Annotated in this window: 11 protein-coding genes and 1 pseudogene; 7 read left to right on the top strand and 5 right to left on the bottom strand. The window is 41.8% G+C overall.

All coding sequences use genetic code 11. The features are described from left to right. Nucleotides 1–7: 7 nt before the first annotated feature. The 6 genes and pseudogenes from L4C32_RS19210 to L4C32_RS19185 all read left to right on the top strand — a co-directional run bounded on the left by L4C32_RS19210 (nt 8) and on the right by L4C32_RS19185 (nt 5,064). A complete protein-coding gene (locus L4C32_RS19210) occupies nt 8–937 on the top strand; it encodes a carbamate kinase (protein ID WP_428198505.1) in 930 nt (309 codons plus the stop codon). Nucleotides 938–1,268: 331 nt separating this feature from the next. After that, nucleotides 1,269–2,507 carry a RidA family protein gene (locus tag L4C32_RS19205; protein WP_428198504.1) on the top strand — a complete coding sequence of 413 codons (1,239 nt, stop codon included), beginning with the start codon at nt 1,269–1,271 and terminating at the stop codon, nt 2,505–2,507. A gap of 184 nt (nt 2,508–2,691) precedes the next feature. Beyond that, nucleotides 2,692–2,991 carry a YkgJ family cysteine cluster protein gene (locus L4C32_RS19200; protein WP_428198503.1) on the top strand — a complete coding sequence of 100 codons (300 nt, stop codon included), beginning with the start codon at nt 2,692–2,694 and terminating at the stop codon, nt 2,989–2,991. A gap of 37 nt (nt 2,992–3,028) precedes the next feature. Then, complete coding sequence (locus L4C32_RS19195; RefSeq protein ID WP_428198502.1) at nt 3,029–3,481, top strand: YcgN family cysteine cluster protein; 453 nt, start codon at nt 3,029–3,031, stop codon at nt 3,479–3,481. A gap of 79 nt (nt 3,482–3,560) precedes the next feature. Continuing rightward, nucleotides 3,561–3,779 (top strand): annotated as a pseudogene (locus L4C32_RS19190) (site-specific integrase); the annotation flags it as partial. Between the two features lie 187 nt (nt 3,780–3,966). Then, nucleotides 3,967–5,064 carry a Fic family protein gene (locus L4C32_RS19185; protein ID WP_428198501.1) on the top strand — a complete coding sequence of 366 codons (1,098 nt, stop codon included), beginning with the start codon at nt 3,967–3,969 and terminating at the stop codon, nt 5,062–5,064. Nucleotides 5,065–5,285: 221 nt separating this feature from the next. Here the strand turns inward: L4C32_RS19185 and L4C32_RS19180 are convergent, their stop codons facing one another. The 3 genes from L4C32_RS19180 to L4C32_RS19170 all read right to left on the bottom strand — a co-directional run bounded on the left by L4C32_RS19180 (nt 5,286) and on the right by L4C32_RS19170 (nt 7,334). Next, nucleotides 5,286–5,651, bottom strand: a complete 366-nt coding sequence (locus L4C32_RS19180) for a PH domain-containing protein (RefSeq protein WP_428198500.1) — start codon at nt 5,649–5,651, stop codon at nt 5,286–5,288. 93 nt (nt 5,652–5,744) lie between these two features. Next, the gene (gene dusC / locus L4C32_RS19175; RefSeq protein ID WP_428198499.1) at nt 5,745–6,707 is read right to left on the bottom strand and encodes a tRNA dihydrouridine(16) synthase DusC; all 963 of its coding nucleotides are present in this window, start codon (nt 6,705–6,707) and stop codon (nt 5,745–5,747) included. 84 nt (nt 6,708–6,791) lie between these two features. After that, nucleotides 6,792–7,334, bottom strand: coding sequence for a prepilin-type N-terminal cleavage/methylation domain-containing protein (locus tag L4C32_RS19170; protein ID WP_428198498.1), 543 nt, complete (start codon nt 7,332–7,334; stop codon nt 6,792–6,794). Between the two features lie 166 nt (nt 7,335–7,500). On the opposite strand from L4C32_RS19170, the gene L4C32_RS19165 reads away from it, so the two are divergent. Beyond that, on the top strand, nt 7,501–8,046 hold the full coding sequence (locus tag L4C32_RS19165; protein WP_428198506.1) for an SEC-C metal-binding domain-containing protein: 546 nt from the start codon (nt 7,501–7,503) through the stop codon (nt 8,044–8,046). A 44-nt stretch (nt 8,047–8,090) separates the two neighbouring features. Here the strand turns inward: L4C32_RS19165 and dsbB are convergent, their stop codons facing one another. Both dsbB and nhaB read right to left on the bottom strand, forming a co-directional pair. Further along, entirely contained in the window at nt 8,091–8,603 is a 513-nt protein-coding gene (dsbB, locus tag L4C32_RS19160) for a disulfide bond formation protein DsbB (RefSeq protein WP_428198497.1), read from the bottom strand. Between the two features lie 82 nt (nt 8,604–8,685). Next, nucleotides 8,686–10,275, bottom strand: coding sequence for a Na(+)/H(+) antiporter NhaB (gene nhaB / locus L4C32_RS19155; protein WP_428198496.1), 1,590 nt, complete (start codon nt 10,273–10,275; stop codon nt 8,686–8,688). Nucleotides 10,276–10,427: the final 152 nt, after the last annotated feature.

The raw sequence follows: 10,427 nt of genomic DNA, 5'->3' as shown, positions 1-10,427 counted from the left end.
CTAATAAATGCGTATAGTATTAGCGTTAGGCGGAAATGCACTGCTAGCAAGAGGCGAGGCATTAACGGCTGAAAATCAAAGAATAAACATTAAAAAAGCAGCTCAAAGCATTTCAAAAATTGCAAAGCAACATGAAGTTATTATTGTTCATGGTAATGGGCCACAAGTTGGTCTATTAATGGAACAAAACGCAAGTTATCACGCGCTTTCTCCTGAAACCACCCCTTATCCTATGGATGTTTTAGGTTCGCAAACTTGTGGCATGGTTGGGTATATGTTGCAGCAAGAGTTGCGAAATATCGATCGTTCATTAAATATCGCTACGCTACTTACACAAACTGTCGTCTCTAAAGACGATCCTGCATTCTTAGACCCGACCAAATTTGTTGGTCCTGTATATACACAGCAACAAGCTGCGGAACAGTCTGAAAATAGCGACAAACAATTCAAAGCTGATGGTGATTATTACCGCCGCGTAGTACCGTCTCCACAGCCAAAAGATATCGTTGAACTGGGTCAAATTCAGACGCTATTAAGTGCGGGTAATTTAGTTATTGCTTGTGGCGGCGGCGGCGTACCAGTGGCATTAGAAGACGATCAATTGACCGGTGTCGAATGTGTTATTGATAAAGACTTAACTGCTGAACTGCTGGCTGAGAAAGTTGAAGCTGATCTGTTTATCATTCTAACTGACGGCTCTATCTATCGTAACTTCGGTAAAGCGGATCAAACTGAAATGAAAGTTGCCACACCATCTGGTTTAGCTGAATTCGATTTCCCTGCTGGATCTATGGGACCGAAGATTGAAGCTGTGTGTAAGTTTGTTGAAACTGGAAGAGGCGAATCGGCCATTGGTTCGTTGTTTGACTTAGATAAAATAATTAACAATGAAGCTGGAACCTTAATTAAGAAAGGAACTGGAATTACTTATTATTAATATTTATTTTTATGTAAATGAAAAATTAGGCATGTTTTGTGCCTAATAAACCATAGTTCGAATAAGTATAATAACTAATCGGTTATATTTCTATCAATTTGAGAGTTTTATATTCAATAAATATCAAATTGATAGTTATTGTGGTCACTGAGTTTATTTTTAAAATAATTAAGGTGACTGCTTAACTAAATCTCGTATTAAATTTTACTATAGCCTTTATACGATAAAACACTTTTAAAACCTATAAGTGTTAGCAATGTATTTGGTTTGGTAAAAAGTATTTTTAAAACTTCGTAATGAAATATTTACAATTTAAAAGGATAATATAGACATGAGCCACGATATCATCAAAGCCTCAAGAAACACTGAAAATGCACCAATGAGCACTGTATCTACACAAACCGTTGCTTTTTCTCACTACAATAACTTCTCAGCTCAACTTCCTGTAGACCCTAAAACAGGTAACATTGTGACAGGTAGTGTAAAAGAGCAGGCAAAACAGTGTTTAGAAAACATTAAAGCGATTGTTGAAAGTATCGATCACGTAATGGATGATGTGGTAAAAATCAATGTATTCGTTAAGAATATCGCTGATATTGACGCGATTAATGAAGTATATGCATCATTCTTCCCAAATGCGATCCCTACACGTAACGTAGTACAAGTTGCTGCTCTGCCAATGAGCGATGCTTTAGTGCAAATGGATACATTAATCTCTAACGGCGAAGGTACTGCTCCACAAGCTCCTTGTGCTCTTGTTAAAGTATCAAGAAACACAGATAACGCGCCAACAAGTACGCTATCTACTCAAACTGTTGCTTTCTCTCACTACAACAACCTTTCTGCTCAACTACCTATCGACCCTAAAACAGGCGAATTGGTAGCAGGTGGCGTTAAAGAGCAAGCTGAGCAGTGCTTCGGCAACATCAAAACTATCCTAGAAAGCATTGGTCACGTGATGAACGATGTGGTTAAAACCACTATCTTCCTTAAAGACCTTGCTGATGCTGAAATTGTTAGCGAAGTCTGTGCTAAGTTCTACCCAGGTTATGTACCTGCACGCACTGTTGTTAATGCTGCTGCTCTACCTATGGGCGCATTAGTTCAGATTGATACTGCAGTATCACACGGTGACGGAACTCCACCACAACTTGAAGAAGATACTAAGTTTCTTGTTATCGAAGCAAGCAATACAGAGAATGCACCAAAAGCAGCATACTCTCACACAGTTGCTTTCTCTCACTACAACCACATTGCTGGTCAGTTACCGGTAGATCCTAAAACTGAAAAACTAGTAGCGGGTGACGTTAAAGCACAAGCTGAGCAGTGCCTAAATAACATCAAAGCAATCATTGAAAGTGTTGACCACGTAATGGACGACACTGTAAAAATCAATATCCAGCTTACCGATGTTGCTGACATTGACGCAGTAAACGAAGTGTACACCACCTTCTTCAAAGGCGATCTTCCAGCAAGAACTGTCGTGGGCGTTTCCGCTATCCCTATGGGCGCACTAGTTCAAATTGATGCGGTTGTTTCAAACTGTGAAGGTACGCCTCCAACTGTTTAATCAACAACGCTGATACATAGATGCACCTCGGTGCATCGTATCTAATGAGCTGCTTGATAACCTTTTCGGATTATTAAGTAGCTCATTTTTTATTCTCTTCGATAATTGTTCAACATTTTTTAGCAGAAGAGATTACAATGCCCCGTTGAACACACCCAAAGCAAAAAAGTATGAGTTGTAGATAATGATTGATGTGAAAGTAGAGATCACTGACTGGTCACCCTGCGTATCACCAAGCCAACAAAAAGGCTGCGGTGCTTGTTGCATTGCCCCATCAATCACTTCACCTATTCCAGGAATGCCAGATGGAAAACGAGCAGGGGAACGATGTGTTCAGCTAAACGATCACAATCTTTGCAAGTTATTCGGTATGCCTAACCGTCCTAAAGTCTGTTTAGACTTTAGCGATGAGGCGTCGATCTGTGCGTCAGGGCCTGATTTTGCGCTGAAAACATTAAATGAACTAGAGTTAATGACGCAATAATTTCTATTCTTCACATAACAACCTATATGGTATGAAAATGACAAAGCAGTTTTGGCAACAAAAAAAATTAGAGCAGATGACAGAGAGCGAATGGGAGTCGCTGTGTGATGGCTGTGGAAAATGTTGCCTGCATAAGTTGATGGATGAAGATAGCGATGAGGTCTACTACACCAATGTGGCATGCAGTTGGCTGAATAGTAAAACCTGTAGTTGTAAAGATTATCCGAATCGCTTTGAATCGGGTGAAGAGTGTTTAAAGCTAACTCGAGACAAAATTCACGAGTTTAATTGGCTACCTGAAACCTGCAGTTATCGTCTACTATCAGAAAACAAGCCGCTACCCGAGTGGCACCCGCTGATCACAGGTTCCAAATCGAAAATGCATGCGGCCAAAGAGAGCGTCCGAGGCACTGTCGTTTATGAGATTGATGTGCTGAATTGGGAAGATCACATCCAAAACTTACCTGATAGACTAAAGCCACATAGTTAACTTTTAAAGTTGAGAATGCTGTCTATACTGACTGTATGCACAGCATGAGGTTTAGTATGTCAGATAACGAAACAAATCAGAAAAAGGCGAACCTCAGGTTACCTACCGTGCCAATGGCAATAAAACCCCCATCAAGAAGCTTCCCTTACTTCATATAGCTCGGTATGACGACAAAGACAACCTAATCAGCGACCAACCATTAGACAGGGTCAATGAATTCTTATTGTCGAAAGCAATCGATGGTGGCGTACTTGAACTTGGTACAGATGTTCAGGGGCTTGCCCATTACTACGCTTATCGAAGTCCTTCACAAACACCAATGACAATCGTTCATTTTAGAGCCATATTTTAACACGAATCTGGAAAATTCACACAATATGATCTGATTTAAATACCTAATCAAATCATATTTCGATTTGATTTTTTGAAGGAAACGAATCATTATATGATTTGATTATAGCAGTATTACGAATCAAGGAGCCCCTATGTGGATCTGGAAAAACAACGATTGGCCTAACTTCAATTGGGACAAAGCTACTGTTGAGCCATTGGTTAGGCGCACTCGATTAAATCAAGGCATCTTATTGGGGAAAATGCTTAGCCATTCACAAGATGACAAAGAATGCATGCTCGATACTCTACTGGCCAACATCGTTCATTCAAGCGCGATTGAAGGTGAAAAATTGAATGCGTTCTCAGTGCGCTCGTCACTTGCGAGTAAGCTAGGACTTACTGAAGAGCGGCCGTTCCCAACGACTGAGCAAACAGACGGCCTCGCAGAAATAATACTAGATGCCGTGGATAATCTAGATATAAAACTAACCCTTGAGCGCATCTTAGTATGGCATGAACGGTTATTTCCAGAGGGTTATACGATGTTCAATCCTGTCGTAGGTGGCCAGCTGAGGGGCGATACGCCGATGCAAGTTGTCTCTGGTCGGTTAGATAAACCCGTGGTCCATTTTGAAGCACCAGGACGCGACGTTTTAGATCAAGAATTAGAGCAATTTATTGAGTGGTTTAACAGCTCAAAAGGTGACACCTCGCTTGACCCATTAGTTCGCGCCGCGATAACACATCTGTGGTTTGTGACGATACACCCGCTGGATGATGGTAATGGACGTATAACACGTTTATTGACAGATTTAGCGCTGGCACAAGCAGAGGAGCAATCTGTCCGCTTCTACGCAATGTCTGTGAGTATATTGGCGAAGCGAAAAAGCTATTATGAAATACTTGAGAGAACTCAGAAAGGGGGGGTAGACATAACCTATTGGTTAATTTGGTTCTTTGAGACGCTAAATCAAACGTTTAGTGAGGCATTAAAAGAAATTGACCAAACTGTATTCAAAACAAATTTCTGGCGAAACGTAGATCAAACACTGCTGACCAATGAACAAGTAAAAGTGCTAAATAGATTGTTAGATGGTGACTTTAGCGAAGGAGTAACAACGTCTCAATATCACAAGGCCGCTAAAGTCAGTAAACCGACAGCCACCCGCCATCTTAGGGCGCTTGTGGAGCAAGGGTGTTTAGAGAAATCAGGAGCAGGTAGAAGTACTCGGTACTTATTAAAGAAATAGACTCATTGCATGAGCGGTCAGTTTTCTCAACTCTATTATCTCGCTTTTGGGCTATATGAAGTCAGACGGGGTAGGTAAGCCAAAACACTTTTGCCCAAAAGCTTGTTACGTGGGATCATGGTTGTATGATGAAAGAAGTAGCTAAAAGGAAGAGTGCTTTCTTGCACATCATCAATGACCCAAATCGATAGGTTTCTACTCTGCAGTGTATGTAGGTTCGTTTAGATATCCGAGCTTAACAGCGTGGCAATCTTTTTGATGTCGGTGCCTTTTAAGAAGGCAAACTCAAGCTCGCCAATGCCTGACGCCCAGATTTTGAATTCTGAATCGAGATCAAAGGTGCCTGCGGTTTCTACTGAGAACGCCGTGATTTTGCTGTAAGGAAGGACAAAGAATTCGGCTTTTTTACCGCGTAAGCCCTGAACATCAACCGTGATTAATCGCTTATTGGTAAGGATTAACAGATCCCGCACCGTTTTGTATTCAAGTGCTACGCTTTCGCCATCTTGGATTAAAAAGTCATAGCGTTCGCTATTCTCGCCAACTTGCTCTTCGGTTAGGGCTGTGAGTTTGATGCCTTTAAACATAACTATCTCCTTATGATATGAATAGTGGATTATCTTACCTGAAATAATCTAAGACGTTGTTGGTGTTGCTCACTCTCTACGAATTATTCGAGATTAATATTCTTGGCAGATATTCAACTCTTTTAACGCGCTCTCTAGCAGATCAACAATAGGCTGTGCCTGTTTATGACAACGAATATCAGTGAATAGGGCTTTGGTTTGTGGGTACTCTTGTCGCAAGTAAACTAACCACTGCTTAACGCGATTGGGGTAGTACATCCCTTTATCTCCCTCAATCTCAAATTGAGAGTAACGTAGCAGCAACTCAATGACTTCACTCCATGGCATTGCGGCCTGATTGTACTTCACCACATTGCCTAAATTAGGAAGATTAAAAGCGCCACGGCACACCATCAGGGTATTAATACCAGTGGCAGCAATGCAGTTTTGAGCATCTTGATGACTCCAGATCTCGCCATTGGCGATGACTGGGATTTGAATGGTATTAGCGACCTGCTTAATGTAGTCCCACTTAATTTCTTCAGCCTTATAGCCATCGACTTTAGTCCGCGCATGCACGGTTAACTCATCAGCTCCTGCTTGATAGACCGCATCGGCAATCTCAAAGCATTCGTTAGGTGACTCCCAACCGAGACGGATTTTTGCGGTCACCAAGTGATCACTGGGTACGGCATCACGGCATGCTTTGACTATGTTGTAGATCTGATCCGGTGTTTTTAACAAGGCGGCGCCACCTCGGCTTTTGTTCACCGCTTTGGCAGGACAACCAAAATTGAGGTCGACACCATCAGATCCAATTTCAATCGCGCGGTTGGCATTTTCAGCCATCCAATCAGGTTCTTGGCCGAGGAGTTGCACGCGCACAGGTGTTCCAGATGAGGTTTTGCTTTGTTGATGCAGTTCAGGGCAGATACGATAGAAAACATGCTCAGGCAGTAGCATGTCAATTACACGAATGAACTCGGTGACACAGAGGTCATAGTCATTAATTTGGGTGAGAAGATCCCGCATTAAATGGTCAAGAACGCCCTCCATTGGGCCAAGAATTACGCGCATGCTTACCTCATAATAGCTGAGGCGTGATTGTAGAGGGCATTAACGAGCCTGTCCAATTAAGTTAACTGGACAGGCTTCTTTCTATTAAGAAAAGGGGGTGTGGTGCTCAATAATCGTTGTACCCGTTGCTGGGTCATAGGTTAATTGGGGTAACTCAATCGGTGAGCTTTTGTTTTTATGTCGGCCAACATAGTAATAGAAACATTTTTGATCATTCGTATACCAATATTTGATATCTGTTGTCCCATCAAACACATCTGGGTTGATGGCACTGATGGTTAGGTCGGTATCCAATAAGTTTATCCAGATCGCTTCACAATCCGAGCCGAAAACGACAGGGTTATTATCTGCACTATTTGGGAAACCCGCAGCAGAAGCGTACAGTGCGTCATTGGCGTAACCTTGCACTGGTCTATCTGTTGGAGAAGGCTCGCCGTCTACTAACCATCGGCTCTGATAGAGCTCCACAGCAGAAGCAAAAGCACCAAAGGTCCCTTGTGCGGCAGACTCATGCGCATCGTCGGCAAAGTCTAAAAACCTAGGAGCGGCGGTAACGGCTAAAATACCCAAAATAACAATTACAACAACGAGCTCAATGAGGGTAAAACCATTACGATGTTTTTTCATGATATTATTCACTTCTAGACGCTAATAAAAAGAGTATTGCTAGCGAAATGTCGCCAGCAATATTTAATAATTATATCAACACGGTTTTATAATAGAAAGGTAACTTAACTTGATTGGTAAAAATATCGAAATATCAGGGGATTGGAGCGGACAATCCGTCTACTTTATGGAGGGAGCTATTCTCGCGGCAAATATGTCAACCAAGCCTCTTAATCCTGATGAATGGATAGGGCTGCTATCTAACGATTCGATAAATGCTGAGAATAAGAGGCAAATCATTAGGCATTTGGAGTCACAGTATAATTTATTGCTCAGAAGTGAATACTCTGTCATTGAAGTTGTTGGAGAACAGATCCAAGAGATGGCTTATGGTTTTATGAGCGTATGGGGCATAGTTGAAGAGAGTTGGAGTGAAGTTCAAACTTCAGATGGTACGATGCGCATGTTATCTGCATTACTAACGACCATGATGTTAGCGATTGATGAGCAAGAGACACAGTCACAGATGCGTGAGTCGGGTATTGATTCCCCCCCGAACCTTTCTGAGCTACTACCCAACTTAGACACAATGATTATTGAGGTCTCTCTCGCTGCGGATGAAGCCAATACTGGTGCGAAAAGTCAGTCAGTGAATCCGTATAAAGAGATTGGGCGTAATGACCCTTGTGTATGCAGCAGTGGTAAGAAATTTAAGCAATGCTGTGGAAAGTAATGAATGCAGTTAACAGCAACTCGAAGTTGCTGTTAACATTTTTTTTATTTTGTTTTTGGAATAACTTGCCCAAGCACGACAACTGCTAAAGCGATCAAGTTAGCCGCAAAAATAATGACTAACCATTGTGGCATCGATAAATTAACAAACATCCAAACGACTTTACTGCAATCACCGCTGGCTTCAAACATCCACGGCACCCATTGATTCAGTGGCGCCCAAGATGGAAATTGTACAAAAAGATCACAGGTTGCAAAAGGTGATGGGTTGAATTGATAGTCAACATGTTGCATTGCCAGTTTTAATCCCCATCCGGCACTGACTCCCCAGCTGATAAGTCCTGACCAACGAATAAGACGGTTACTTGGATTGATTAAACCGAGTATCGCCGCAAAGCCAATTCCCATCATGGCGACACGTTCATAAATGCACATCACACAAGGACCTAACCCCAAGCCATGTTGGAAAAATAGAGCGGAACCTTCAAAAAAGAGAATGAAAATTAGCAGTAGAAGCCACGGCGCACGAGTACTGGCGATCTGTTTTATATATTGCATGTTACCCACTTAAGCATTGGAAAATAAAAAAGCTCTGAATAATCAGAGCCCTTTATAATATGGTTAGTTCAATTTTTCTACTTTAATGTGCACTTATCGCTGCATTCGTGGTTATTTCTGCAACGCTGTGACTTATCCAACCAAAATCGTAGAACAGTTGAGTCATCGGCTCTAATAAGAAAGCGATACCAAGGAAGCCAACAATTGACAGTACGATGGTGTAAGGCAATGCCATGTAAACCATTTTTCCGTATGAGAGACGAATCAGTGGAGCCAAAGCTGAGGTAAGCAAGAATAAGAAAGCCGCTTGTCCATTCGGTGTGGCCACTGAAGGCAAGTTAGTCCCTGTATTGATTGCAACAGCTAATAGATCAAATTGGTCGCGAGTAATAGTGCCTTCTAACAATGCTGTTTTCACTTCGTTGATGTATACGGTTCCGACGAAAACATTATCAGAGACCATTGATAATACTGCGTTTGCAATATAGAACATGGTCATCTGCTGGCTGCCTTCTAATAGCAGCACCGCTTCAATGATAGGTTTGAACAGTTGTTGATCGATGATAACGGCAACAATAGCAAAAAAGACGGCAAGTAGAGCAGTAAAAGGCAGCGCCTCTTCAAATGCTTTACCCATAGCGTGCTCTTCAATGACACCACTGAATGCAGTCGCTAAGATAATGACCGATAGGCCAATTAAACCTACAGCTGCTAAGTGCAGGGCTAAACCGATGATTAACCAAACGGCAATGACACCTTGGATGATCAGTTTGGCTTTATCAAGATTGGTACGCTTTTTACGCTCTTCTTCTTCAAAATCTTCAAGGATTTTTCGAACATGAACAGGGAGCTCTGTACCGTAACCAAACCACTTAAGTTTCTCTACTAGATAGCAAGTAAATATACCGCAGATAAAGACAGGAAGAGTGACTGGAAGCATTCTAATGATGAACTCTCCGAACTGCCATGAAGCTTGATCTGCTATGATAAGGTTTTGCGGCTCTCCTACCATCGTCATCACTCCACCCAATGCCGTACCGACACCAGCATGCATTAATAGGCTACGTAAGAAAGCACGGTAGTTTTCTAAATCGTCACGAGTCAACTCTTCTAAACCTTCATCTGAAGTGTGGTCATGACTTATATTCGAACTTTTTCCTGAGGCGACCTTATGATAGATGGAGTAAAAACCAATCGCGACACTAATGATGACGGCGATAACCGTTAATGCATCTAAAAACGCAGATAAGAAAGCCGCGGTAATGCAAAATGCGACTGACAATAGTGCTTTATTGCGGATAGTAATTAATATTTTAGTAAAGATAAAGAGAAGCAATTGCTTCATGAAGTAGATACCCGCGACCATGAAGACCAGTAGTAAAAGTACTTCAATGTTAGCAACTAATTCATGTTTTACTTGTTCAGCAGAGGTCATTCCGATTGCAACGGCTTCAATCGCTAAGAGACCACCAGGTTGGAGCGGGTAGCACTTTAACGCCATGGCCAGAGTGAAGATAAACTCAATCACTAGTAACCAACCTGCAGTAAACGGGTCGATCATGAAAAATACAATGGGGTTAACAATGAGGAAAGAAATAATGGCAATTTTATACCAATCTGGAGCGTGACCAAGAAAGTTCTTGATGAATGCATTCCCTAGCGAAACTGACATGACTAAAAATCTCTGCTGTAATTAAAAAAGGTTATAACTCTAATATTGGTGTAGGGCAGCATATGCATTAGGTGGAGTGTTTTTCGTGCCGCCAATACGTTGTTTTCAACGCTTATATTAAGTAGCGACTGACATTACCCCTAATTCAAGAT

Origin of the sequence: Aliivibrio kagoshimensis, from assembly GCF_050337105.1 — a bacterium.
Taxonomy (GTDB): domain Bacteria; phylum Pseudomonadota; class Gammaproteobacteria; order Enterobacterales; family Vibrionaceae; genus Aliivibrio_A; species Aliivibrio_A kagoshimensis.
Note: the sequence above shows the minus strand (reverse complement) of the source record. Positions and strands in the feature narration are given on the sequence as shown.